Source organism: Rhodococcus sp. WS1 (assembly GCF_003797745.1).
Lineage (GTDB): Bacteria > Actinomycetota > Actinomycetes > Mycobacteriales > Mycobacteriaceae > Rhodococcus_F > Rhodococcus_F erythropolis.
In genome coordinates, this window is record NZ_RKLZ01000002.1 from 1227856 (window position 1) to 1252776 (window position 24921).

Annotated in this window: 28 protein-coding genes; 6 read left to right on the forward strand and 22 right to left on the reverse strand. The window is 61.6% G+C overall.

Annotation, left to right across the window (positions count from 1 at the left end; all coding sequences use genetic code 11):
• Window positions 1–639 carry an NAD(P)-dependent oxidoreductase gene (locus tag EEB12_RS18240; protein WP_019745669.1) on the reverse strand — a complete coding sequence of 213 codons (639 nt, stop codon included), beginning with the start codon at window positions 637–639 and terminating at the stop codon, window positions 1–3.
• A gap of 167 nt (window positions 640–806) precedes the next feature.
• On the opposite strand from EEB12_RS18240, the gene EEB12_RS18245 reads away from it, so the two are divergent.
• From EEB12_RS18245 to EEB12_RS18255, 3 genes are all read left to right on the forward strand, one after another.
• Window positions 807–1778, forward strand: a complete 972-nt coding sequence (locus EEB12_RS18245; protein ID WP_021331768.1) for a serine/threonine dehydratase — start codon at window positions 807–809, stop codon at window positions 1776–1778.
• 58 nt (window positions 1779–1836) lie between these two features.
• Window positions 1837–2238 (forward strand): hypothetical protein, encoded by a 402-nt coding sequence (locus tag EEB12_RS18250; protein ID WP_020971062.1) that lies wholly within the window; start codon window positions 1837–1839, stop codon window positions 2236–2238.
• Between the two features lie 61 nt (window positions 2239–2299).
• Window positions 2300–3136: a DUF1206 domain-containing protein gene (locus EEB12_RS18255; RefSeq protein ID WP_019745667.1), complete on the forward strand. Its 837-nt coding sequence runs from the start codon at window positions 2300–2302 to the stop codon at window positions 3134–3136.
• Between the two features lie 19 nt (window positions 3137–3155).
• On the opposite strand, the gene EEB12_RS18260 is transcribed toward EEB12_RS18255, so the two are convergent.
• The 3 genes from EEB12_RS18260 to EEB12_RS18270 all read right to left on the reverse strand — a co-directional run bounded on the left by EEB12_RS18260 (window position 3156) and on the right by EEB12_RS18270 (window position 5984).
• Window positions 3156–4463 carry a serine hydrolase domain-containing protein gene (locus EEB12_RS18260; RefSeq protein ID WP_020909409.1) on the reverse strand — a complete coding sequence of 436 codons (1308 nt, stop codon included), beginning with the start codon at window positions 4461–4463 and terminating at the stop codon, window positions 3156–3158.
• An 82-nt stretch (window positions 4464–4545) separates the two neighbouring features.
• A complete protein-coding gene (locus EEB12_RS18265) occupies window positions 4546–5283 on the reverse strand; it encodes an SDR family oxidoreductase (RefSeq protein WP_019745665.1) in 738 nt (245 codons plus the stop codon).
• Window positions 5280–5984 carry a TetR/AcrR family transcriptional regulator gene (locus EEB12_RS18270; protein WP_019745664.1) on the reverse strand — a complete coding sequence of 235 codons (705 nt, stop codon included), beginning with the start codon at window positions 5982–5984 and terminating at the stop codon, window positions 5280–5282. The genes EEB12_RS18265 and EEB12_RS18270 overlap by 4 nt, the downstream gene beginning before the upstream one ends.
• A 175-nt stretch (window positions 5985–6159) precedes the next feature.
• Here EEB12_RS18270 and EEB12_RS30880 point away from each other — a divergent pair, with 175 nt between their 5' ends.
• Window positions 6160–6933, forward strand: a complete 774-nt coding sequence (locus EEB12_RS30880; RefSeq protein WP_019745663.1) for a DUF4190 domain-containing protein — start codon at window positions 6160–6162, stop codon at window positions 6931–6933.
• A 13-nt stretch (window positions 6934–6946) separates the two neighbouring features.
• Here the strand turns inward: EEB12_RS30880 and EEB12_RS18280 are convergent, their stop codons facing one another.
• The 13 genes from EEB12_RS18280 to EEB12_RS18335 form a co-directional block, all read right to left on the reverse strand.
• Entirely contained in the window at window positions 6947–7423 is a 477-nt protein-coding gene (locus tag EEB12_RS18280) for a hypothetical protein (RefSeq protein WP_024487502.1), read from the reverse strand.
• Window positions 7424–7584: 161 nt separating this feature from the next.
• A complete protein-coding gene (locus EEB12_RS18285) occupies window positions 7585–8685 on the reverse strand; it encodes an alcohol dehydrogenase catalytic domain-containing protein (RefSeq protein WP_019745661.1) in 1101 nt (366 codons plus the stop codon).
• Window positions 8686–8695: 10 nt separating this feature from the next.
• Window positions 8696–9658 (reverse strand): ROK family protein, encoded by a 963-nt coding sequence (locus tag EEB12_RS18290; protein ID WP_019745660.1) that lies wholly within the window; start codon window positions 9656–9658, stop codon window positions 8696–8698.
• On the reverse strand, window positions 9655–10323 hold the full coding sequence (locus EEB12_RS18295) for an HAD-IA family hydrolase (protein WP_141488265.1): 669 nt from the start codon (window positions 10321–10323) through the stop codon (window positions 9655–9657). The genes EEB12_RS18290 and EEB12_RS18295 overlap by 4 nt, the downstream gene beginning before the upstream one ends.
• Entirely contained in the window at window positions 10320–11204 is an 885-nt protein-coding gene (locus tag EEB12_RS18300; RefSeq protein ID WP_019745658.1) for a TIGR03619 family F420-dependent LLM class oxidoreductase, read from the reverse strand. Before EEB12_RS18300 ends, EEB12_RS18295 begins: the two co-directional genes overlap by 4 nt.
• Window positions 11201–11998 (reverse strand): VOC family protein, encoded by a 798-nt coding sequence (locus tag EEB12_RS18305; protein ID WP_019745657.1) that lies wholly within the window; start codon window positions 11996–11998, stop codon window positions 11201–11203. The genes EEB12_RS18300 and EEB12_RS18305 overlap by 4 nt, the downstream gene beginning before the upstream one ends.
• Window positions 11995–12894: an NADP-dependent oxidoreductase gene (locus EEB12_RS18310; RefSeq protein ID WP_019745656.1), complete on the reverse strand. Its 900-nt coding sequence runs from the start codon at window positions 12892–12894 to the stop codon at window positions 11995–11997. Before EEB12_RS18310 ends, EEB12_RS18305 begins: the two co-directional genes overlap by 4 nt.
• Window positions 12891–13712 (reverse strand): SDR family oxidoreductase, encoded by an 822-nt coding sequence (locus EEB12_RS18315; protein WP_019745655.1) that lies wholly within the window; start codon window positions 13710–13712, stop codon window positions 12891–12893. Before EEB12_RS18315 ends, EEB12_RS18310 begins: the two co-directional genes overlap by 4 nt.
• Window positions 13705–14700, reverse strand: coding sequence for a zinc-dependent alcohol dehydrogenase (locus tag EEB12_RS18320; protein WP_029537130.1), 996 nt, complete (start codon window positions 14698–14700; stop codon window positions 13705–13707). Before EEB12_RS18320 ends, EEB12_RS18315 begins: the two co-directional genes overlap by 8 nt.
• Before the next feature lie 5 nt (window positions 14701–14705).
• Window positions 14706–15908, reverse strand: coding sequence for an MFS transporter (locus EEB12_RS18325; RefSeq protein WP_020971053.1), 1203 nt, complete (start codon window positions 15906–15908; stop codon window positions 14706–14708).
• 3 nt (window positions 15909–15911) lie between these two features.
• A complete protein-coding gene (locus EEB12_RS30885) occupies window positions 15912–16208 on the reverse strand; it encodes a 3-oxoacyl-[acyl-carrier-protein] synthase III C-terminal domain-containing protein (RefSeq protein ID WP_258537262.1) in 297 nt (98 codons plus the stop codon).
• Window positions 16209–16215: 7 nt separating this feature from the next.
• Complete coding sequence (locus tag EEB12_RS18330; RefSeq protein ID WP_258537261.1) at window positions 16216–16941, reverse strand: ketoacyl-ACP synthase III family protein; 726 nt, start codon at window positions 16939–16941, stop codon at window positions 16216–16218.
• Window positions 16938–18173 (reverse strand): sedoheptulose 7-phosphate cyclase, encoded by a 1236-nt coding sequence (locus tag EEB12_RS18335; RefSeq protein WP_141488266.1) that lies wholly within the window; start codon window positions 18171–18173, stop codon window positions 16938–16940. The genes EEB12_RS18330 and EEB12_RS18335 overlap by 4 nt, the downstream gene beginning before the upstream one ends.
• Before the next feature lie 176 nt (window positions 18174–18349).
• Here EEB12_RS18335 and EEB12_RS18340 point away from each other — a divergent pair, with 176 nt between their 5' ends.
• The gene (locus EEB12_RS18340) at window positions 18350–18964 is read left to right on the forward strand and encodes a TetR/AcrR family transcriptional regulator (RefSeq protein ID WP_020909395.1); all 615 of its coding nucleotides are present in this window, start codon (window positions 18350–18352) and stop codon (window positions 18962–18964) included.
• Window positions 18965–19057: 93 nt separating this feature from the next.
• Here EEB12_RS18340 and EEB12_RS18345 read toward each other — a convergent pair whose 3' ends face one another.
• The 4 genes from EEB12_RS18345 to EEB12_RS18360 all read right to left on the reverse strand — a co-directional run bounded on the left by EEB12_RS18345 (window position 19058) and on the right by EEB12_RS18360 (window position 22622).
• Window positions 19058–19501: a hypothetical protein gene (locus EEB12_RS18345; RefSeq protein WP_020909394.1), complete on the reverse strand. Its 444-nt coding sequence runs from the start codon at window positions 19499–19501 to the stop codon at window positions 19058–19060.
• Between the two features lie 21 nt (window positions 19502–19522).
• A complete protein-coding gene (locus EEB12_RS18350) occupies window positions 19523–20191 on the reverse strand; it encodes a FadR/GntR family transcriptional regulator (RefSeq protein WP_019745648.1) in 669 nt (222 codons plus the stop codon).
• A 102-nt stretch (window positions 20192–20293) separates the two neighbouring features.
• A complete protein-coding gene (locus EEB12_RS18355; protein WP_258537260.1) occupies window positions 20294–21502 on the reverse strand; it encodes an MFS transporter in 1209 nt (402 codons plus the stop codon).
• 121 nt (window positions 21503–21623) lie between these two features.
• Complete coding sequence (locus EEB12_RS18360; RefSeq protein ID WP_141488268.1) at window positions 21624–22622, reverse strand: helix-turn-helix transcriptional regulator; 999 nt, start codon at window positions 22620–22622, stop codon at window positions 21624–21626.
• 102 nt (window positions 22623–22724) lie between these two features.
• Between EEB12_RS18360 and EEB12_RS18365 the strand changes: the two genes are divergently transcribed.
• Window positions 22725–23192 (forward strand): VOC family protein, encoded by a 468-nt coding sequence (locus EEB12_RS18365; protein WP_019745645.1) that lies wholly within the window; start codon window positions 22725–22727, stop codon window positions 23190–23192.
• Window positions 23193–23576: 384 nt separating this feature from the next.
• Here the strand turns inward: EEB12_RS18365 and aztD are convergent, their stop codons facing one another.
• A complete protein-coding gene (gene aztD, locus EEB12_RS18370) occupies window positions 23577–24824 on the reverse strand; it encodes a zinc metallochaperone AztD (protein ID WP_060937866.1) in 1248 nt (415 codons plus the stop codon).
• Window positions 24825–24921 lie beyond the last annotated feature (97 nt).

A 24921-nucleotide genomic window follows, 5' to 3' on the forward strand; every position in this document is an offset into this window, starting at 1 on the left:
TCAGTGTGCGACGGTGAAACGCTGGCGACGGTGGGCCGGAGTCTCGATCTCGTCGACAAAAGCGTGGGCGTAGTCTTCGCCCGCGACGGCGGAGTTACCCTCGGCGTCCGTCAGGAGAATGTCGCCACCCAACTGGAACGATCCCTTCGGGGCGACGCCGGCATGGGCACCGAACGCTGCGGCCGGGCTCACGTAGAACCAGTCGACATTGCTGTCAGTTGCGCGGAGCGCGTCGAGGACGTCGGCGTGAGCGAGCGCCTCACCCTTGTATGCGTCCGGGAAATCGGGGGTGTCGACGACGCGCGGCCCACCCTCGGCGACCAACAGGCTGCCGGCGCCACCGACTACGGCAATGCGAGCACCGTTGCGTGCGGCGGCATCGGCGAGGGGAGTGACGGCGTCGAGCAGGCGCTTGCCGTCGATCTCGCGAGCGGGGATGGCAACGACAACGACGTCGTTGTCTGCCGTGATCTGCTCCACGATCGTGTTGTCGTGAACCGAACCCTGCACGACATTCGTGTCGGTTCCGGACTGCGCGCTGCGAGCGACGACGGTTACCTCGTGGCCGCGTGAAGCGGCTTCCTTCGCGATTGCGCTTCCTGCAAAACCGTTTCCACCGAATACTGCGATCTTCGACATGGTGTGTGCCTTTCCTTGCTGTCGTCGTTGTGCTTGTAGTAGTAAATTTATTCACCTGGAAGGTCGATGTCTCGGTCAGATGCGGGCATTAATTGGTGAAAAACAGACATCTTGATGACGATGGGCCGACTGCTTCGGGTCGAAGTTGCGAACCGTAGGGTTGGTACATGACTCTCACCGCCGACAACAACGCAGGTCCAGTGGCAATCGAGCGCTCGGACGTCGAAGCTGCGCGGACTCGTATCGCAGGACTGGCGCGGCGTACTCCCATCTTTCGAACTGCGGTGCCGACACCACACGGCGAGGTGCCGGTTCTGTTCAAGCTCGAGTACCTCCAACACGGCGGCTCCTTCAAGGTGCGCGGCAGTCTCAATGCCGTGGAACGAGCGGTCGCCGACGGCACCATGCCCGATGCCGGCGTGGTGATCGCGTCCGGCGGCAACGCTGCGATCGGCGCTGCGTGGGCCGCGCGGCGCCGAGGACTCACCTGCACAGTGGTGGTTCCGGAGACAGCGCCCGAAGCAAAGGTGAAGGCACTTGGGGAGCTGGGTGCAACCGTTCACAAGGTCGGCGACCGGTATGCACTCGCCGCTGCCGCTGCGGCGGACATCGCACGCTCGAGCGGTGCGCTCGAACTGCACGCCTACGACCTGCCCGACATCGTCAGCGGAGCCGGGACCATTGCTCTCGAGATCGAGGACGACGCATCCGGACCGATCACGTATTGCGTTGCAGTCGGCGGCGGCGGGTTGGTCTCTGGAATCGTCGCGGCGGCTCGTCCCGAAGATCAAGTGGTAGCCGTCGAGCCGACCGGGGCTGCCACCTTGCACACCTCGCTCGATGCGGGGCGTCCGATCGATATCGAAGTGAACAGTATCGCCGGGGACTCATTGGGGGCCACACGGATTGGCGCCATCGCCTGGGAGACGCTGCATGAGAGTTCGGTTAACAGCGTTGTGGTCGACGATGATTCGATCCGGCAGGCGCGGGCGTTCCTGTGGCGGGAGTTCCGGATCCTGGTGGAGTTGGGAACCGCGGCAGCAATGGTTCCGGTTCTGAACGGAACGGTGACGCCGCCGTCCGACGGTGAATTGTGCGTCGTTTTGTGCGGTGCCAACACGCATCCGACCGACCTGTAATTTTTGCGTATTTCTTTGCCTGCGTGTGAGAAAGTCCCAGGTGGGTACCTCTCGCAGTATGAGTACCAGCAGCATTATCTGGATAATTGTTGCCGTGGTCGTGGTGATAGCGATCGTGGCCGCACTCCTGTGGGTGGCGCGAAACAGGCGCGACGAGCGTCGTCACATCGAGGCAGAACAGATCCGCGAAGACGTCGCAGACAAGTCGCTGCAAGTAGGCGAGCGCGAGGCGCGGGCAGAAGAGACAGCAGCCAAAGCGCGCATGGTGCAGGCAGAGGCCGACGCCAAAGCGGCGGAAGCGTCTGCGCTGCAACATCATGCAGCGCAACATCGGAAAGAGGCGACGAGCTCTCGCGAGGAACTGAACCAGCAACGAGATCATGCAGACACGATCGACCCCAAGGTTCCCAACCCCGAAGAACCGCGGTCGACGCCGGATCAGAACCCTCGAAACCCTTGATCTCGAAACACTTGATGCAGGCGTTCGAGGGAAGCGTCTGCCCGTATATGGTTCGACGATCATGATGAACAAAGAATCGTCACCGCAGGACCAGAAAAGTGTCACGTCCACGGCGGCTGACGTCGCACAGAACAATGTCTTCGAGCGCTTTGCCCGCGCAGGATTTGTCGTCAGCGGCGTGGTTCATCTGCTGATCGGATATATCGCGATCCGCCTTGCTCTCGGTGGATCCGGGTCTGCGGACCAATCGGGTGCGATGGCCGAGTTGGCAGGAAAACCAGGGGGTGTCTTCGCTCTGTGGGTCGGCGTCGTGGCCTTCCTTGCCATGGCGTTGTGGAGATTGGCCGAAGCTGCGTTGGGGAGCTCGTCGTCGCCGTCCTCGGACGACAAGAAGAAGGAGTTCTTCAACCGTGCAAAGGCTCTGGGCATTTCGCTCGTCTATTTCGGTTTTGCTTTCACTGCATTCGGATTCGCCCGCGGAAGCGGGAAGTCCAGCAGCGGTCAGAGTGCGGGAATCACGGCGCGTTTGATGGAGAACACGCTGGGGACTATCGCATTGGTGATCGGTGGGATCGCGATCATCGCTGTTGGTGTTTACCACGTGTACAAGGGCGCGAGCCAGAACTTCCTGGATGATTTGAAAGGCACACCCAGCAACTTCGTGCGCCGACTCGGAACCGTCGGGTACGTCGCCAAGGGCTTGGCCATCGCTGCTGTCGGCGTTCTGGTTCTTCTCGCGGTCAACAGTTCCGAACCCGGCAAGTCCTCCGGACTCGACGGAGCGTTCAAGACGCTGGGTGCGCAGCCGTACGGAGTGGCCCTGCTGATCCTTGCCGGATTGGGCATCATCACTTACGGGCTCTACTGCTTCGTGATGGCACGCTCGACGAAGATGTAGCGCCCCTGGGTAAGCGGGTCTATCCGAATGACCCGGTCTGGAAACCGGCATCGCTGCCCGACGAACTTCCCGTCGAGCTACCGAATATCGGTCGTCTCGGAACCAGATCATGCATCAGGTTCACTGCTGCAGGGTCGATCATCGCCGCATTTCCACCGTTCGCCAGAATCGTGATCGACCAGCCGCTGTCGGGAACCAACAGGGTGATGCAGTTGGATCCCGAGCTGTCTCCGTTCTTCTTGGCGAACGATTGTGGGAAGTTCGGCGTCGGGGGTTGGAGCTGCCACGCCATTCCCATTCCGAATGCAGGATTCTCCGGAGCTTGCGTGTCGATCTGCTCGAGCATCGAGGTCAGGACCGGTTTGAGCGGGTTGTTGCCATAGCCGAGAGTTGTTGCGGCCCAGATCGACATGTCCTCGGCGGTGCTGACGAGGCCACCCCCGCCTGCGATCGCACCCGTGTTGTTCCACAGAGGGGCTCTTGTGCCGTCGAGGTAGTACGGAACGGCCAGGTCGGTTGCTTTGGTCTCGATCACGGTACCCATCATCCCGAGCGGGTCGGTGATTTCGCGGGCGACTGCTGCCGCGAAAGGCGGCTTCTCCTGTCCCGGAATGATCTTGTCTGCCATGAGTGTGCCGAGCAGTCCGAACCCGAAGTCCGAGTACAGCCAGTGGCTACCGGGGGCGAACTCCAAGGCCCCGGGAGCCCGGAGTCCTTCCCAGAGCATGTCTCTCGTGTACTTCGCTTTCTCGTCCGTGCACGATTGTGTGGGATCGGCACACCCTGCCGAAAGATTGGGTGGGTCGTCGCTCAGACCGGAACGGTGGGTGACCAGTTGGCGAAGCGTGATCTCCTCGCCACCGCTGCCTTTTGGCAGCGGGTTGCCGTCCGAATACTTGCTCGCCAGGTCGTCCAATCCGACTTCTCCCCGAGCGATCAGTTTCGCCAGTAGTGCAGCGGTGAAGGTCTTGGTCTCCGAGGCGATCTCGAATTGCGTTCGTGGAGTGACTCTCACGCCGTTTTCGACGTCGGCCTGGCCGTAGTGGTACGTAGTGGTGACACTCGCTTTGCGGTTCTTCTCATCCGGTTTGACGATGGCGAAGGCAAGGCCGGGGACTCCGCTGTTCAGCAGTGTCTCTGCGACGCGCTGTACCGCTTGGGCTTCTGCAGGATCGCCGACCCGCGAACCTGGATTGGGTGCCGTGGGGCCGGCGGCGCTGGCGGTCGAGGAGGTCGCGAGGGTTATGACGGCGGTTGCCGCCAGTCCTGCAACGCTGATGAACTGTCGTCGTGACGTCCGGGCGGACCCTCGATCCTGGTTTTCCATTGTTTGCACATTACAACCAAAGTCGACTGGTTTGACTGTTTTGTCGGAATTGCCAAGGTGTGGTCCTTAGACGATGGATTTGCTAAATCACGCCGCCGTTGACGTAGATGACCTGGCCGTTGACCCAACGAGCTGGGCCGGCGAGAAACGCGACAGCCTCCGCGATGTCCACCGGTGTGCCGAGGCGTTCCAGGGGAGCCAGCTTGGACAGGTTCTCCACTGTAGCTTCGTCTTTCCCGTCCAGGAACAGATCGGTGGCCGTGGGGCCTGGGGCTACGGCGTTGACCGTGATATCGCGTCCCCGTAGCTCTTTCGCGAGAACCAGAGTGATCGCGTCGACAGCACCTTTGGTGGCGGCGTACGCGGCATAAGTCGGAAACGCCAGCTTCTTCACGGAGGTGGAGAAATTGATGATCGCACCACCGGTCCGGACACGTCTGGCTGCCTGCTGGTCGACCACGAAGGTCCCTCGGACGTTGGTCCGATGCATCCGATCGAAATCGTCGAAGTTCAGTTCTGCGACGGTGGAGAGAATCATGATTCCGGCTGCATGGACGACGACGTCGATGCCCCCGAACTCCTCCTCGACCGTATCGAACAGGGCCGCGACTTCACCTTCGTCGGCGACGTCGGCATGCACCGCGATGGCCCGACCGCCCGCTGCGACGATGGTGTCAACTGTTTCCTGGGCGCGTTGAAGGTTTCCTGAATAGTGCACGGCGACAGCCATTCCGTCGGCGGCGAGCTTCTCGGCAGTCGCTCGCCCGATGCCGCCGGAAGCTCCGGTGACGATGGCGACGCGGATGGTGGTGTCAGTCATGATGTAACTCCTGAACTGGTTTCGGGTGCATCGGACAGCTTGCGTAGCCACTCGCGTAGGAGGCCGACTTCGTTGGTGGAGAGGGAAGTTGAATCTACGGCGGCGAGTTGGGCATCGAGAGTGGATGCAACTCTGTTGAGGGAGGCGTCCGGGTGGGCGTCGGATTCGTCGATGATGGACGCGAAGATTCCGTCGCGAACTCGCTGTGACAGCGTCGGATCGGGGTACTGTTCCGGCCTTACGACGAGCATCAGAGCGACGCCCGCATTGGCGGACATCACCATCTGCGTAGCCACGTCGACCGACACGGTCAGAACGCCTGCCGCAGCGCATCGTTCGAGAACGGATCGAAGTAGCGCCTGGGCTTGCAAGGCGGTGTCGGCACTCTGGGCGGAAGGTGAGTGCATCAGTCGGTAATGAGCGGGATGTGCGAGCGCGAAGGCGGTATGCGCATCCCAGCCGGCCCGTAGATCGGCGACGGGGTCATCGGAAGGTGTTGCAGCGCGTTTGCCTTCGAGGTATTCGAAGAAACCTGCCTCGACGACGGCTGCGAGCAGTCCGTCCTTGTCGCCGAACTGACGGTAGAGCGCGGGGGCGCCGACGCCGGCCATCTCGCACACGGCGCGGGTGGAGATGTCACCGTTGGGGGAGGTGTTGAGCAACTCGGTTGCTGCTGCCAGAATCTTTGCTCTCGAACTCATGAAAACAACGCTAACATAAATGTGTAATCGTTGCTATCGCCGGTTTGGTCGTGCGAACGAACTACAGACACAGGCACCAGAACTTGATCAGATGAGTGAGCCGGTCCGGCCACGGTTCTGTGTGGAGTGACGGCTAGAGCCGTTCTGTTGTCACACTCTGAACGAAGGAATCCTGGTGATCGACTCGGAAACTACTGTTGCGCCGAATAATTCGCATTCCGGTTATCTGGGGTGGATTCTGCGGGTCGTCAGTGTCGTGGCGTGTGTTGCGGTTGCAACGGTCGTTGCCTCGCTGACGCTCGGGCCGCCATTCGCACGGGCCTGGGCACAGTGGGTTGCTCGTCATCTAGGTGGGGACTTCGAGACGGGAGTCGTTGTCGGATTTGTGACTGGGCTTTTAGGCATTGCTGTGACTTTGTTCGCAGCGCTGATGAGTTCGTTGGCGTGGCGGCGCCGAGGTGGCCCGGCATTTTCGCTTGGTATCGGTGCTATTGCCTTGCTTGCCGTTCTTCCTGGCGCAGTGAATTTGAGTATCGCGGTCGGTGCAGCAGGATCCGGGGTAAGGGCGGCGGGGAGGATCCTCGACGTCGACGGGCCGGCGTTTCGTGGAGCCTGGGTAGCCGGATCAGTGGCGGGACTGTCGCTGTATATGGTCGGGGCGCTGCTGTTAGGGAGGAGCCTTCGTTCGGCATTCGGGCCTGTCAGGCAGGTGGTGTCGCCGCCGCCAGGGGTGGTCGGCGGTACGAATGCCTTGGCCATCGTCGCACTGGTACTTGGAATCTTCGGTGGGGTTCTTGCTATTCCCGTGGGCCATGTGTCGCTGAACCAGATTCGCCGTTCCGGCGAAAGTGGGCGCGGATTGGCAGTGGCCGGCCTCGTTCTCGGCTATCTGTCGCTGGTCGTCATCGTAGGTGTCGTACTAGTGGCTGTGCCCGCGGCCTTTCGATAATTTGGGTCGCGCGTCAGAGTTGGGTGGGCTGGAGTGGCTCGATGTCGTAGGCGCGGGGTCCGAACAGGCTCGCCGTCCGGGTGCGAATGGACGGAAGTGCTTCGTAGAGGCTCCCGCCGAGGCGGTGGAGGGAGTTGAACGATCGCGATTCCCAAACCGGAAACTCTCCGTCGGTGTCGCGTGATGCTGTGTCCCACAGGAGGGCGTCACCGTTTTCGCTCCATCCGAAAACCTGCAGCGAGTCGGGGAGTGACCAATCGCCGTCGGGTTCGATCATCCAATCGAACTCGTCATCCTGTCCTTCTGTGTAGACCGAATGAAGATGAGCGGTGAGGTTGCGGGCGCGCCCTTGCCAGCCGTCGGCAAATCCGGGAAGGACGGGCGGATAGATGAGCCAGAGTCCGAAGGTCCGCGCCCACCCTGCGTGCCGGATGAATGCGCGATATGAATCGGGGAAGCCCTGCCGGTCGGGAAATCGAAAAGAATCCAAAAAGGTGAAATCTATGTGTTGAAGCGTCGGTTGGCCTTTTACCGTCAGCGCGTTGGGTCCCGTGGCAAACACGTCATCAACACTAGCAATGCGAGTCCGTGGGGGATCTCGGGCGGGAGGTCTTGGCTGGTTGTTCCCCGAGTTCGTCGGATCAAATACCTTCAATGACCCGCAAGATTCACCACCAATCGAATCACCAACTCGCCGTCCACCTCTCGGGTCCGTTTCTCGCAGATCACGTTCATCAATGCGGTGCCCTCATCGATGCCGAGTTGGTGTGTGAGTAGCGTGTCGATCGTGTCGTCGGCGCTCGTCAATGCAGCTGCAGCGGAGGCGAGTTGGTGGTTCGTGACTCCTCTGTTGCCCGTCAAGGCAACGCGCAGAGAGCCCCTGGTGAACGTCGTGATCGCGGGTGGTGTCGGTCCACCCGTGTTGGCTTGTCGCACCCCGGCGATGTCCACCCCGGGTAACAAATCGGACGTGGCCTTGGCCGGCACTCCACCAATCGGATGCACGGAGACAACTCGATCGCCGAGGCGTTCCAGAGCGGTGTCGATCGACGCTACTGTGCCGGCGCGGTGAGTCGCGACCAGCACGGCGACCGAGCCTGTGGTTTCGCGTACCCAGTTCTCGGTAGCGAGCGAGTTGACCACGGATGGAAAGTGATTTGTCGTCCACTCCATGCCGAGTTCGGTGCGGTGGACCATTACTACTCGGACGGTTGGGAAGAGAACGGAGGGTGCGAGGGCCGCAGCCAGATTTCCGATGAGACCGTCGCCGAAAATGAGCAGCGTCCCTGGTGACTCACGGGAGAGGCAGGAGAGCGCATACCTGACGACGGCGTACGGTTCGACGAGAGTAGCGCGTGCGCTGGAAAGTTCCAGTGGCAACGGCGTGACCAACCCTCCACTCACCGCGGGCACGCCGATGATGACGCGTTGTTGAAACAACCCCTCGACGTTGTGGCCGAGAAGAAACGATGAATCATGCGGATGCGTCGGGTTGACCACGACTCGATCACCTACCTCGAAGCCGGTGACGCCGTCGCCCACTTCGACGACGCGGGTAGCGCCTTCGTGGCCGACGATGGGCGAGGGGTCGTCCCTGTCTCCGCGCACAATCTGAATGTCAGTCCCGCACAGGCTGACTTTCTCGGGGGCGACGAGAAGTTCGCCGGGTCCGGGAGTTGGAGTCGGCCGCTTTTCGACGCTCGACCGACTGCCCCTTCTCACGATTGCGCGATGGGTGAGTTGCGTTGTCATGAATCCTCTTTCACAGCTTGCTTACGCGGAGGCGACCGGCGGCAATATCGTCGGCACCGGACAGGGTGTCGATGTCGTGAGGACGGCACAGGTATATCGTCTTACGGATTCTCTCGGGAGTCAGTGACGTGTCCGCGTACGATCGCACCGAGGCGAGTTGGGAACAAAGTTCCCTCTCGTACATCTCGGACAGACCTTCGGCGAGCCCGCCACCGATCCCGATGCGATCCAGTCGTGGATCGAGGGCGATCATCGTTCTGACCAGCTCGGCGATCGGCTCGACGACCACGCTCAACAGAAGTGATGCACCAGGGGCGCCTGACTCGAGTGCTGGACCGAACGAATCTCTGTCATAGGGCAATTCGAGAGCCGAGGCGACAGCAGCCAACGCCGAGCCGGACGAGATCGCCGCGACATGTCCGATGCCTCCACATGCGCAGGGCAACTGTCGCACTGTATCCGGCCCCGACGTCACTGCACGAAGGTGGCCGACCTCACCTTGCAACCCCAATGCGTCCACTGGAATCACTCCCTCTCTTGCATCAGCTATCCGCAGTGCGATCCCGCTGCTGATGGTGAGGTAGGCGATGCGCCGATCGGTGGGACGTGTAAACCCACGAGCGAATGACGCCAACCCTGCCGTCACGTCGTTCACGAGTGTCCATCGAACGTCCGGGCGGTGGGATTCGAGGAGGCGCAGCAACGGAATCTCACCGGCAGGAGTGCCGCCCCACAATGGGCCGGATCCATGGGCGACGCCCTTCTGTTCGTCGAGCGCGGCCCCGCACGCCATGTTCACTGCGGCACCCGGCGGTAGATATCGATCCAGTGTCTCGATCAGCTCGCGCAGGAGTTGATCGGGTGTGGCAGACGGTTGTCGGAGCACGCTGGGCGATGGCAGCCGTTCGGTTCGCTCACCGCTGCGGATGCGTAGCCACGTACCTCCCAGATCGACCGATACGGTATCCGTCATAGTTCCGGTACCAAGTCGATTACGAGCTCCGATCTCTCTCGGGAGAGTCGTAGTGAAGTAAAATTATTCACTCTCAAAAGGTTTCGTCCGGGCTCGGCTCCGATTGCAACGCATGATGCGCCGGAATCGGCCGCAGCAGCCATGCCGGCCGAGGAGTCTTCGAATACGGTGCAGGAGTCGGCGGAAACCTTCAAGCGCGCCGCCGCTGCAAGAAAGCCCTCGGGATCTGGCTTGCCGGCGCGCACGTCCTCAGCGCATACCGACGCGTGTGGAAGCGGGAGGCCCGCTTCAGTGAGCCTTCGCACCATCATCGATCGAGGGGCCGACGTGACAATCGCCCATTGCTCCCGGGGCACAGACGCCAGAAAGTCCTTGGCGCCGGCGATGGCGCGAACTGGATGCGAGTTCTGCTCTTCGCTTTGCCTGATCCAGTTCAGTTCGGATTCGACGTTTGCTCGATTACCGAGAACCCGAACGATGATGTCGGAAGCGATGCGGCCTGGAAGTGCCTGCGCTACCACCGCCCGATCAACGCCGTGCCGGTCCGCGAATTCGAACCAGACAGCCTCGATCGACGCCTGCGAATCGACGAGGGTTCCGTCCATGTCGAACAGCAGTGCCGAGGTCGAAATGGATTGTCGAATCAAGCTGGGCCGCAGAGTCATAAGACGGCCACCCGACTCATTCCCAAACTTTCGCCGGCGATGCGAATCAGATCGAGATCGTGGTCGGTTGAGCGGCGCAGTCGCTGGTCGCCAGGATCGGTATCGAGCACAATCGTCTGTGCACCGATCTCAGACAGAAAATCGATGTCGGCACGTATCTGGTTGATGGTTCCGTACCCGAGTGGACGGTTTGGTGATTCGACAGATCTTTCGGTGGGGAGAAAGTAGATGCGGGGGACGAACTCACGCCCGGGGGCGAGTGAAGCGACTCCAGCGATGCATAGGCCCCGGGTAGGGTGCAATGGGTGCCATGCAGTGCCTAATCTGTTGGTTCGGTCGATCGCAGCGGGTCCGTTGCCGCCGATCCACAACGGAGGGTGTGGTTGCTGCAGCGGTAGAGGTCCGTTGTGCACGCGATGTGTTCCGGCCGAGCCCGGTGCGTCGTATGTCTCCGACGTCCACGCTGCGATCAGGGTTTCGAGAGTGGTATCCGTCAGTCGGCCTCGACGTGTGAACGGAACGCCGAGGACGTCGAAAGCCTGTGCAGTCCAGCCGACCCCGATGCCCACGATCAACCGTCCGCCGCTGAGTCGATCAATCGTCGCGGTCGCGTGGGCGAGGTGGGCCGGGTGTCGGTGACTGCCGATCAGCACGCCGCTGCCCAGGCGAATCGACTCGGTACCCGCTGCGAGCCAGGACAGCGTGGCCAGGCACTCGTAAAACGGAGCGGGAGAGCGGCGATTCGCGTCGTCGGTCAACACCACGTGATCCGAGAGTAGGACATTGTCGAATCCGGCAGCTTCCGCTGTCCGGGCCCACGCGAGAATCCCCTCGGGGTCGATCTGCGGCCCGAAGTTGGGGAGATTGATTCCGTACTTCACAGCGAACTCGGAATCAGTCGCGCGGCGCCCCCGTGGCGGAACGTCAGGAAGTTTCCCCCGTTGGCGGTCAAAGGGCGAGGGGCCTCCTGCCGGCCGATGTGGTGCTCGAACAACTCGATGTTCAAGTCGCCGACGGATACCATCGCCATCCGGGACGTTCCTTCGACGTCGAGATCGAACTGTGCCGTCATGAACCCGCGATCCGCTGCGATGTCGGTGCGGAGCACCTCGGTTCCCGAATGGGCGGTCACCAGACGCGCTATCGCGGCGTCGAGGTCCGGGACGCTGTAGCCCGTGTGATCCAAACCGCGGCAGGTCGGGAGAAGGGCTGACGCGATGTCCTCTCGTCTGTGGTGGAGTCGGGCCTGGGTCTCGTGGAAGTATCCCGGCTCCTCGGGCCACTGCTGAAGTTCGAAGAGATCGCCCCACGGCGACCGGAAGTACACCCACTTGTTGCCCGCAATCGGACCCTCGGGTACCTCGATCACGTCGCCGAGGACTGTCACGTCGCTTCGCGAATCAAGGTAGCTCACAGCGAGTTCGATATCGCCGACAGTGAAGCAGAGATGGTTGGTACCGATGTCGACCAACCGCGGTGGGGGTTGATGGGGCCAATCCGCTGATACGAAATCCACGACCCCCGACAATCCGATCGGTACGGAGACACGTCCGGGGTATCTTACGACGCGGTTCGCACCCAGGAGTGAAGCGAAGAAGTTGGCGGCGGCGTCCGCATCGGGAACGGTGACACCGACTGTGGACAAGGCATCTTCGACATTCGCGGTCACGGTCATGGGATCAGCAGTACCTTTCCTCGGGTTCCGCCCGCGGCCAGCAGAGCGTGGGCTTGGGGTGCTTCGTCGAACCGGAATGTTCGGGCGACAGGGACGGTGACCGAACCGGTCGATACCAGTTCGGCGAATGATTCGAGGCCCGAGCCGTCCTCGTCGACATAGCTTTTCGCCGGTGTGATTCCACGTTGCGGTGCGGGTTGCTCGTTGTCGTCGATGGAGATGAAGGCGCCGTCGTCTCGCACACTGTCGACGGATTCGGCAATACCCGCCGTGTCGACGATGGCGTCGTACTCCTTCTGCGGCAGGTCGACGGGACTCGCTATGACCCGGCTGAGGCTGAGGGCCAAGAGTTCGTCAGTGTCGCTCTCGCGAGCGAGGGCTTCGACGCGGTGTCCCCGCGAGATCAGCAGCGCCGACGCTATTCGGCCCACCGCGCCGGCAGCACCGGTCACCAACACCGTGGATTCTGGTGCAAGGTCGAGTTTCTCGAGGCATTGCACAGCGGTGAGCGCTGCGAGTGGGATCGCAGCAGCGTGCTCGAGGGTGACGTTCGACGGAGCGGGTGCGAACAAGGACTGGTCGGCGGTGACGCGTTCGGCATAGGTTCCGTAGCGGTGTGCCGGTTGCGCGATCATTCCGATGACGCGGTCTCCTGGCGTGAAGCGTGTTACCGCGGATCCGACTGCGATAACAGTTCCGGAGACGTCCCATCCCAATACGGCTGGGAAGTGCAACTCGATGGGCAAGAACCCCGAACGGGTCTTCAGATCGACAGGGTTGACGGCAGCGGCTGCAACGGAAACAGTGACGTCTCCGGGGCCGGATGTCGGCTCGTCAACCTCGGTGAGAGTGAGAACGCTTGGGTCGCCGATGGCTTCGATTGCGATGGCTTTCATGCGATTCCTTTCATGAGACCTTGCGTTGGAGAATGATCGACGGCGTAGCGGGCATTCGCTTCGGCTGCAGTCAGAACCAGTCCGCCGTCGACGGTAACGGTGGTCCCCGTGAGATAGCTCGAACCGGACCCGGCGAGGAACGCCGCGGCTGCTGCGACCTCGTGCACACCGGCCGGACGCCCCAACGGGATAGCGGGGCGATCGATGTCCGCATACGAGGATTCGTCATCGATGCCGTTCATCGCGGTGGCGGTTTCTCCCGGTGCGACGGAATTGACGCGCACTCCGTGGGGCGCGAATTCGAGGGCGAGGACACGACTCGACGCCGCCAATGCGGCCTTGCTGGCGCAGTAGATTGCACCGCCGGTGATGGGGACCGTGTCATGGATCGATGTGATGTTGACGATCGATCCTGCGATACCTCGCGCGATCATCCGGCGCCCCACCGACGAGGCCAACGCAAGTGGGGTGATCGAATTGACGGCCATGACCTCGCGCATTCGATCGATGGCGAGTGCATCTGCGGGTGATCGATCGTTGATTCCGGCATTGTTTACCAGGCAGTGGATCTCACCCAGTTCATCTGTGCATCTCAGAACGGCGTCGACTGTCGATTCGGCATTGCGCAGGTCCAGTTGCAGGGGAACGACGTCGATGCGGAACTGCGCATTTAGTTCGCTCACCAACCGTGCGATGCGATCGAGACCATTGCCGTATCCGAGGACGAGGTTGTGACCCTCTTTCGCAAGCGCGAGCGCGATTGCCCGGCCGATACCACTACTCGCTCCGGTTATCACTGTGTATTCGAGCTCACTCAACAGAGATCACCACCTTCGGCCGTGTCCTGTGGCCTTCGAGACGATCGAATGCGGACTGTGCGTCGGTCAGAGGAACCACACTGTCGATCAATGCGGTCAATGCCGGGCGAATCAGCGGGAACAGTTCCGCGGCTCGGCGGTAGTGATCTACCCCGTGACGTACTCCGATGATCGAAATGCCGGCCAGCGCAACCGCTCCGGGATCGATCGATTCCGTGTGCGCCGCGACGCCTACGAGGATGCACTTGCCTCCCGGACGGAGAACGCGTACGGCGGTACCCAGCGCACCGGCGCCGCCAGACGCCTCCACGACCACGTCGTACTGCCCGGTCAGGTGTGTGGCATCGGTGAAACTGTGTGTGACGGTGCCGGAGTCGAGGTGTTCGATCGACCGGGGTTCGAGAACGTCGACGGTGATCGGGTATCGACTCAGCATGGCGATGGACAAGCTGCCGATCGTGCCCGCGCCGACGACGAGAACCCGATCACCCGGCGACACCGAAGCAGCGTCGAGCGCCTCGAGCACCGTCACGAGCGGCTCGATGAGAACGTGCTCCGGTTCGACTGTGACGCGACCGAGTGAAACGACCGTGCGCCGCGGCATGCGGAGGAATTCGGCTGCGGCACCAGGATGTTCGTATAGCCCGACCTCACGCAGATCGGAGCATTGGTTGCGTCGTCCGGCCCCGCAGGCCGAACACGCCTGGCAGAAAATCATCGTGCTCCCGGTGACTACGTCACCCGCCGACAGATCGTGAATATTCGGGCCGGTCTGCTCTACGGTGCCCACCCATTCGTGCCCGAAGTGATGCGGAAACGACGTAAGGCCATCAGTGAGGTATGACGACGTGCCGTGCAACAACTCCAGATCCGTACCGCACAGACCGACATAGGCAACCTTGACGACGACATCGTCAGGCCCGCAGTTGGGACGGTCGATCGTCACGATCGACACGGAACGGGGAGCGTCGATCATCGCAGCTCTCATGGCTTTCACGTCACGCTCCGAGCAGTGCGCCGACTGACGAACAGCAGCAGTACTGCGCCCGCCGCGAGGACTGCCCCGATAGCAGGCAGGACTGCAACGCTGTTGCCGCCGGACAGAGCGATCGAGCCGATCCACGCGCCGGCAGCATTCGCAAGTTGGAATCCTGCAATGTTGACCGTGGCAGCAAGGTGCGGGGCTTCGCTTGCAGCACCGATGAGTTTCGAGGCGAGCGGCGGAATAATGGAAAAACCGGTAGCACCGAGTACGAACATCCAGGCGAAGGCAAACCAAGACGTTCCGCCGAAGACGAAGAGAGCGAGAAGTGCCAACGCGAGCGCGGTCAACGCGATGTACAGCGTTTTGTCCAGGTCCTTGTCTGCGTAGTAACCACCGAGTTGATTGCCGACAACAGACCCGACGCCGAATACGAACAACACCACCGTCACCGTCGACACCGAGATGCCGGCATGCTCGGTGAGATACGGCGAGATGTAGGTGAACACCACGAAAAGCGCTGCCTGACTGAGAGCGGTCAGCCCGATCGCCCACAGAACTGGGCCCCGGGTGAACACCCGTAGCTCTGAGCTGACGTTGCCGGTCTGGTGCGAGGGAGCGGCGTTGCGCGTCGAGGCGATCAGCGCAGCGGTGACCAGCAGTTGGAAAACGGCGATGATCGCAAAAGACCAGCGCCAACCCAGTTGTGTACCGATGAGAGTTCCCAAGGGGACGCCGAGGACCGTCGCCAGGTTCAGTCCGAGGGTGACGCGGGCGATCACACGCCCTTGGAATTCAGGCGCCACCAACGACGTCGCCAGCACCAGGCACAGAGCGAAGAACGTCGCGTGTGGCAGAGCAGTGATGATCCGAAATATCACCATGGTTGCGAAGTTCGGTGCCAGCGCAGTTCCGATGTTGCCGATGACGAAGAGAGCCATCAGAGCCGCGATGAGAGGTGTCCGCGGCACCCTGGTGGTAGCGATCGTCAGTAGAGGGCCACCGATGACCACTGTGACGGCATAGATGGTGACGAGCAGTCCGGCTGTGGAGGTGCTGACCCCGAGGTCGGTGGAGATGTCCGGAAGTACGCCGGCCACAAGGTATTCGACAGTGCCGACGCCGAACACTGCCAGGAGCATCCAGATTATTGCGGCATTCGCGTTGGTAGAGCGAGCCGTTGTCGTCAATTCGTGCGGAGTTTCGACCACCATGGCCTATCCCTTCTCGTATCCGGTGTATTCGACGACTGCGCATCCCCATGTGAACCCGACGCCGATGCCGGTGAGCATGATCCGGTCTCCGGGGTGCAGGGCCTTGCTGCGGCGGAGCAGGTCGAGGCCCAGTAGTGGGTCGGCAGCACCGGTGTGGCCGATGGTTCTGCCGAGTTCGACCAAGGTCTGCTCGGCGCGGATCTTCAGCGGCTCGAAACATTGTTTGCGGAGTAGGACGTTGCCGAAATTCGGTACGATCCAGGTGGCGATGTCACCGTGATGAGTGGCGGCATCACCCAAAGCTGTTTCAGCGCATCGAGACAGAGCGGCCGCGTTGCGTGACCAGAACTCGTCGATGGAGTGAGTCTCGGTGAAGCCCCCCCACCCGTGCTCGGAGATCGATCGGGTCGGCGGTGCCGTAGACAGGCATGCTTGTGCGCTCGTGCCCGCGGTGCATCTGCTCGAGGTGTGCATCAGTGACTACGGAAGTCGAAAGAATACGAAAGGGACCCGGATCCGGGCCGATGACAGCAGCGGCCGCGCCGTCTCCGTAGGCGAGACCGCTGTCGGAATTCCACCGGTCGAACAGGGGGAGACGCCAAGCGTCGGATGCAGTTACCAGGCCTTTGCCGTGTCCGTCGAACCAGCGGCCGATCAGTTCGATTCCGACGATTGCTCCGGCGCAGGCTGTTCGGATCTCGATCGGCAGGCAGTCGTCGATGCCAAGTTCGTTCTGAATGTAGGCGCCGCAGTTCCACGCCTCCAGGCCGTTGTGCAGAACCACTGCATGCACGAGTAGGTCGATTTCGTTGCTGCTGATTCCGCTGTCGGCCAACGCAGCTCTGCCTGCGAAGACTGCCATCTCCGGCGCGGATTCGCCGATATCAGGGTCCGACACTGCAACCGAAGTCTGTCCGGTCTTCTGCTGTTCGACGGGATCGAACCGTCCTTCGGTCACCATGTCGGAGGCTTGTTCCCGCCTGTCCGGTAGGTATGAGCCGAAGCCTTCGATGTAGAGGCCGCCCCACCTCATGACGCGACCTTCGTCACCGACGTCTCACGGACGCGTAGCCCGTCGCTCTTCCTGTTCAAAAGGGCGGAGGCAGAGTTGATTCCGTCGATCGTGACATCATTGACGAAGTGGTGTCCACCGATCCCGACCGGCAAAGGCAGCCGTTGCCGCCCGTCCCGATGACGCACTGTGTCGGCCAATGCGGCGCCGAGGACGCCCGGTGTGGACAAGACGTCGTTCCAGGTGGGAAGGCCGAGGCGCCTCATTACAGTCAGGACGCGATCAAGTTCAGCTTCACTGATACTTCCCCGCAAATAACCCAGTGCAGACGTCAATGCCATGTCGACAGCTACGGCTTCACCGTGCAGAAGTTCCGGTAGTGCTTCCATCTCGAGCGTGGGCGAGAATGTGTGGCCGTAGTCGACGCAGCGTTCGAGGCAGGATTCCCACAGATTGGGCTGCAGTTCCTCGAGCATCAGGTGGATCGACTCGGCGATGACTTGTGTTGCTGCTGTGTCGAGTTCGTCGGAAGAGCCCTGAAACCTGTCATCGATCAATCGTTCCCCGAAGATTTCCAGCAGTTCGAAGAGGTCGAGGGATTTGATCAAGGCCATCTTGAGTATCTCGGCAAGGCCGTTGGACAAGTGTCGGTTGTCGAGGGTACGCAGGAATGCTCGGTCGACAAAAGTTGCCAGGGCCGGTGCATACGTCCCCAGTCGATTCTTGCCCATGCCGTAGTTGACTCCGGTCTTGACGCCGACCCCGGCGTCGACGAGGCCGATCAGTGTGGTGGGGACCCGGATGTACGGCGTTCCGCGGCGGTAGACGCTCGCGGCGAAACCGACAATGTCGAGTAGAACACCCCCGCCGATCGCGATTACCGGCTCCCTGCGTCGGTCGATGCCGAATCCGTTCATCGCGTCGACCACCCGCACCGCAGAACCCCACTCTTTGACCGTCTCGTCGGCTCGCATCGGTACGAAGGATGCTCGTATTCCGTGGTGTTCGAAGTAGCCTCGAATTCTATCCCCGTGAATTCGGTCGACGTTCGCGTCGATGATGATCAAGCGTCGGTCTCCGCGGTGTAGCGACGCTGCGCTGCACCCGTCGAGTAGTCGAGTGCTGTCCTTGGCGAACAGATTTCGTGCGGCAATCACGTGATACTCGACCTGTTTGACCGCTTCGACCTTCCATGTCGAATCGGTGGCCGCGCTGTGGCTGAGACCCAGTTTGAATGAAGCGGCACTACGCATGTCGATCCCCCTAGACGGTGTGAAAGAGCGTTCGCGAGCTGTGTCAGCAGTACGGCGGTACTTCAGTGAACGAAATGATCTTTCGAGGAGAACAGTAGGACATTCGCATAGTGATCGCTACAAGAGTAGAATAGATCACATTTGGATCGGTAGATGCTGCGGAATTGGGAGGTTGCATGGCCGGGGTGCCGGGACAAGGGCGGAAGTTCGACGTAGACGCGGCCTTGGACAAGGCGATGTATGCCTTCTGGGAGCACGGCTACGAGGGGACATCCGTTGCCATGTTGACTGCTGCGATGCAGATAAATCCACCGAGTCTCTACAGTGCTTTCGGCGGCAAGGAAGGAGTGTTCTTTGCCGCCGTCGATCACTACAACGCGACTCGCGGCGACTTCATGGACCGGGCGTTCGCCGAAGAGCGCGAGGCATCCGAATTGATTCGCCGCCTCTTGAACGACGCGGCGTCCCATTACACCGACGAGTCTTGTCCGGGTGGTTGTCTGATCATCAGCGCGGCGGTCAGCGTGACCGACGCCAACAGTCACATAGCAAACCGATTGCGCGACATGCGAAATGCCAACGTGGTGTTGCTGTCGCAGAGGATCGCAGCCGATATCGCCAACGGACTCATGCCCGCTGACTCCGATCCCGAGGACCTTGCCGAGTTCATCGGTGTAGTCATCCAAGGCATGTCTCAGCGCGCCCGAGACGGTGCAACACAGAGGCAATTGGAACTCGTAGCGAACAGGTCTTTCGACTCGCTGAACTTCTCGAAAGACCTCATCGGCTGAACAGATTTCAGTTGACGGTCGGGGGTCGAGCTGGATTGGGCGATGGAGAGCATCGAGGTCGGTCCTAGTGACCTTCTATCCCAATGTAATTCGTCACTGACCGTGATGGCTGTCGGTTCGTTGGAGGAAGGGGCGGGGCCAGGCGCCGAGTGCGAGAACGGCGAGGATCGTCTGGGCCAATCCAGTGGTGAAGAAGATGCCTTGCAGCGGCGACCAGACGAGGATCATGGCGATTTCGACGAAGATCCAGATCATCATCGTCAGGCCGGCGGCGGCGTGCAGGCCCCATGCCAGGCGGAACCTGTTGTGCTGAGCGAAGAGCGCGGCGGCTTGGATGCCTCCGACGACAACGCCGAGGAGGATTCCGGGCCAGAAATATGAAGGGAAGACGGTTCCCTCGATCCACTCAGGAGGCAGGCCCATCCCGCCGCCGATCGTCAGGCCCGCCATTCCTACGAGCGCAGAGAGCAGGTTTAGCCACGCGATGGCGGACAGACCGATCCGGAGACCCCGTGGAGGGAGCGATGTGGACGTCATGCCTGACAACGATAGAGAGGGTCAGTCGAGCCCGTCCATGTTCCTGCGCGTCGCCGCGCTGGCAGCGTCGGCATCACCCGCGACGATGGCTTCCACCAGATCTCGGTGGGCAGCGGCTTCGTCGTCGATGGATTGGGGGTTTCGTGCCGTGACGTCGGTGATCACGTCCAGGGCCGAGTTGCGGAGCGTTTCGATGAATGAATCGAACACCATCGACAACACGCTGTTGTGCGCAGCATTCACCACGGCGCGATGTAGTTCCATGTCAGCGTCGACAAATTCTGTTGGTGTCGAAGCATTTTCACGGGCTGCGAGTGCTGCCCGTAACAGGTCGACGTCGGCAGAGGTCCGACGCATGGCAGCCAGGCGGCCTGCTTCCACTTCCAGAAGTCGGCGTACTTCGTAGACTTCGCGGCGGTCCGAGCGTTTGAGTTCTCGCTCGAGTTCTGTGACCGGAGTCGAGGACATGACGTAGGTGCCGGATCCTTGATGAGAGTAGAGCTGTCCCGACGCGATCAGTGCACGCACGGCTTCCCTGCCGGTCGAACGCCCGACTCCGAGGAGCGTGCTCAGATCCTGCTCGTTCGGGATTTTCGTCCCGACCGGCCACTCGCCGTCGCCGATGAGGCGCGCAAGTTCGTCTGCGGCTTTCTGTACCAGTGACTGCTGCTTGACCTGGCGCACTGCCATGTGTCTGCTCCTGACTGACTCGGTGAACCGCCGTGGAGCGGCCCACCGAGTGACACTTCATGTCCTCCGATGAATCTCCAGACTACGGTGCAGTCTGTCGGGTTATCGAAGGGCGATGACGTCCAGTTCGCGCTCCGTCTCGTCCTCCGGGTCGAGGCGTCGATCGCGCAAGGTGAACGCGATGACGGCTCCGACGAACAGCACTGCAGTTGTCGCCCCGATCGCCATGCGCGGTCCGAAGTGATCTGCCAGGTAACCGAACAGCGGAGAGGCGATGCCTCCCACTGACATTGCGAGTCCGAGGGTCACCCCACTTGCCGTGCCTGGGCGGTTCGGTAGGTAGTCCTGCGCCAGCGTCACCTGTGGCGCGAAGGGCAAGAACATCGCGAATCCGAGACACACGATTCCAAGTTCGGCAATTGCCACGTTCGGAGCCGCGGCGAGCAATGCCAGTGAAGGTACCGCAAGCAGGTAACCGAGTCGGATGGATGCACGTCGACCACGACGGTCCGCGAGGACTCCGCCCAGTAGCGTGCCGGCCGCTCCCGCCAAGGTGAAGGAGGACAACACGATTGCTGCACTCGAGGACGATCCGTTCAGTCCGTTGAGTACGTACGGTGAGACCAACGACAGCGTGGTCACATATGGAATTGACCAACACACCGTTACCAGCACGAGTCGGGTGAACGAGCGCCAATCATCTGACACGGGACCGTTCGCTGCTAGCTGCGAACTCAACGATTGGGCTGATTCGGCGTCCGTGCCCGTGCCGGCTGGTCGTGATTGGGCGACGATCCACCAAATAGCCGCTACCACTGCAGGAACTGCGAGCAGGTAGCCGCCGGACAATCCGAGCGAACCGACCACGAGCGTGACGAACGGTGGCGCCAGTGAGGCTCCCAACGTGCCGCCCACGGAGAACACGCTCATGGCCTTCTGCGAGTGACCTCCAGCTGCGCGTGCCAAATTTGTGGCGGGCGGATGGTATGCGGCAATGCCGATGCCGGCCAAAGCAATTGCCAGCCAAGTAACGATGTAGGTGGTGCTCATCGCGGCCACGACAATTCCCGTTGCGGCCGTCACAAAACCTGTGGGTACCAGCCAATTCCGGCTCTTTCGATCGACCAGCATGCCGAATGCGGGTTGCACGACACTGGATAGTCCGGTCGCGGCGAGCGTGATTCCGGCAACCGCGGAGTAGGAATATCCGCGTTCCAGCATCATGAACGGCAACAGTGCAGGCACAGCCCCCTGGTACAGATCGTTCACGACGTGTGTGCCGGTGAGAAACGCAACTTGCCCCTTCTTCATCTCCTTGGGCATCCCTTCGTTCAGGTCTTCAAGTCCTCAGGTCCTCTGAGGACTTGAAACCTACATGAACCCACGGACGCACGGTTGTGTTGGAGACCTGGATCTCATTCGCGACGACTGCCTAGCTCGCAGCAGTCGCGGCATTGCGGGCGGCGAGTTGTGCGAAAGCGTGGGTCAGTTCTGCCGGGCCGACGACATCGATGTCGGTGTCGAATCGGTTGAAGGAGGCTGCCAGCGCCGTCCAGGACCATGATCCGGCTTCGAGGCTGCACTGGTCGGGGCCAAGATCTTCGACGGCGCCGTCCTCGACAAAGGGAAGAACATAACTGGCTGGTCGATGGAGAACGACCTTGCCGTGGCACGGCCATTTGACCTTGCCGTGGCACGGCCATTTGTTGATATGTTCCGATCCCTTGAAGCGCGCGGCCACGTATTCGCTCACATCACCGCCGGGGATCCCCTTCGGTGTGAACCGCGGGCCGTTCGGGGTGCGTGGAGTGATGCGATCGGCGCGGAAGATTCGCCAGTCGTCTCGCTCGAGATCCCACGCGACGAGGTACCAGCGACGCTTGGAGGTCACCAGATGGTGTGGCTCCACGCGGCGTGGGGGTGTTATTTCGATGTTGTCAGTTGAGCGGCCGTTCGAGTAGTCGAAGCGGAGCACCTCGCGAGCGCGCACCGCTGCGGAAATCGCTACGAGCACCTCAGGGGACACCGAGTCTGCGTCGCTGGAATCGGTCGAAATCGTGGTGAACGTGAGTGCGTCGAGGCGATGGCGCAGACGCGACGGCATCACTTGCCGCAAGGTGGTCAGCGCACGCACTGCGTCCTCTTCGATGCCGACGCCGGTCAGCGTCGCCGCCTGCAGAGCGACTGCCAAGGCGATGACCTGATCGTCGTCGAACAGCAGGGGTGGTAGCTCGCTGCCGGCGTCGAGTCGGTATCCGCCGTCCGGGCCCATGGTCGCCGCAATGCTGTAACCCATCTCCCGGAGCCGGTCGATGTCGCGGCGGACCGTGCGGTGGCTGATGTCGAGCCGCTCGGCGAGTAGAGCGCCCGGCCAGTCGCGCCTCGTCTGCAAGAGGGACAGCAGATTCAAGAGCCGAGTGGTGGTCGCCATGTCGTGAGACTACGACGAGTCTAGGACGAAAACAGTCCTATACGGCTGTGAGAGTCGACGTTGTCAGGGAAAACCCGGGCGACGTTCGTACTAGGAGCAGACATGAGCATCAAGACAACGACCCACCTCAACTTCCGCGGAGACGCCCGCGCGGCTCTGGAGTTCTACCAGTCCGTCTTCGGTGGCCAGGTCACGATCGCAACCTACGGCGACTTCGGAATGCCCAAGGATGTGCCTGGCGCTGAGAACATTGTGTTCGGCCAAGTCGAAACCGCGGACGGCTTCAGCGTGATGGCGTACGACATCCCAGGACAGTCGGGCGGTTCGACCGCCAATGCCGGCACGACGCACCGTGAGAACGGCACCACGATCACCGACCAACCGTTCTTCGTCTCGGTTCGCGGTGAATCGCTCGAAGAGGTGCAGGGTTACTGGGCCAAACTCTCTGTCGGTGGATCCATCATCGAGGGTCTTGCCGCGGCGGCGTGGAGCCCCGGATTCGGCATGCTCACCGATGCCTTCGGGGTGACGTGGATCCTCGACGTCGCTGCCGGCGAAAACCCGGCCTGATCATTCAGACGACAAAGCCGCTGGCACCGAAAGGTGTCCAGCGGCTCCAGCGCGTCGGTGCCCGTCTTGCGCCTCTCGGCAAGTGGCCACTCGAAGTGGCAATTCTGGGGTGGTACCCGGGGCAAAGAACCGAACACCGACACCATCTCCAACGAACCTCCACACGGAGTTATTCCATGCTGACTTGTGCCGCGGTCAATCGTGGTCCTGCTCATCGCTCAGCTCCAGCAGAGCTGGCGACAACGGCTTCGATTCTCTGAGGTGCGCGTCGTAGCACCTCGAGGATTGCCTGGGTATCGAGATTCCCTGGTCAGTAGGCGAAGCACGAGAACGGCTCAGGCCCTCATCTCGGTGTGAGATGGGGGCCTGAGATGAGGATCTGAATCAGCCGGTGACACCGGTCAATTCGTTGGGGGCGTGATCGAGGGTGGTCTCGGTCAGGATGCTGCCGTCCTCGAGGTCGACGGCGATCAGCTTCTTCGACGTGGGATCGGTGACGTACGCGGTGTGGTCTTCCACGAAGAGTGCCGGCCTGGGCTCTTGCCACTTGGTGGGCTCGGTCCATGCGTCGATGACGGCGATCTTCTTGGTGACGACGCCGGTGTTCGGGTCGACGACGTGGATGGCGCCGTCGGTGCCGAGCACCAGTGCCTCTCCGTGCGGTCCGCGGCCGAGTGAGCGGAAGGTGTAGCTGGTGCCGAGGTCGACGAGCTTGAGTTCGGACGTCGTCGTGTTGGTCAGCGAGACCCGTTGCGGACGTTCGAGTTCGGCGTCCTTGTCAGTCTTGTAATCACCCAGGACGATGTCCGACTCCTCCGAGCCTGCTTGATTTCCGATGCGGCCGTATGCATCCGGACTCTGGACCTTGGTGATCGCTCCGTTCTTGTACACGAGCAACCCGTCCTGGCAGCCGAGCACGATGGCTTCGCCGGCAGCGACTGCTTCGCCGTGGACACCGGGGCACTGTTCGTTGCGCAGGATTTCCTTGCGGTCGGCATCGAGGATGGCAATGCCGTTGCGGGACTCCGAATTTCCGATGGTCGTCAACAGGCTGCCGTCGGCAAGTGCGACCGCAACGCCGTGATGGGGTTCTGGCGTGGTGTACGTCTCGACGCGAGGTTGGCGCTTTGCCAGTTGCGCCGGATCGAAGATCTCGACGAGTCCCGAGCCGTCGTTGAAGAGGACGGTCTTTCCGGCATGGCGTACAACGTGTCCGGGTTCGTTGGCTGCGAACTCGACCTCGGACATCGCGGGATCGGCTGTGTAGTAGTGGGAATGGTCGCCGTGGGCCGAGGACCACGTGCCGGTGTCGAGCACCTTGAATGCCTCACCCGACGAGATCATGACGTGGCGACCGTCGCCGGCCGGGTTGAGTCGCGTGAAGCCGTCGATCTTGGTCTCGCCGACCACGTCGAGCGACGTTGCATCCAGCACCAGGACGCCACCGTCGTAGGAGACTGCGAGACGTGGTGTTGCCGAAGCTTGTTCGGTGGGTGCGGACGCGGTTGTCGTGGTGGTCTCCGACGGGGCCGAGTCCTTGTTGTCGGACGAGCAGCCCGTAACGAGGGCGAGTGAGAGGCCAACTGATGTGGCAAGGGTGAGGCGCCGCGACATGCGGGTGTTGAGGTGCATGGGTATAGATCTACTGCTTAATGTAAATGATTGTCAAAGTCGAGTATGCGAATGTTCGCATGTCGGGCGTGGGCACCGCGCTCGAGCATTCGCGAGC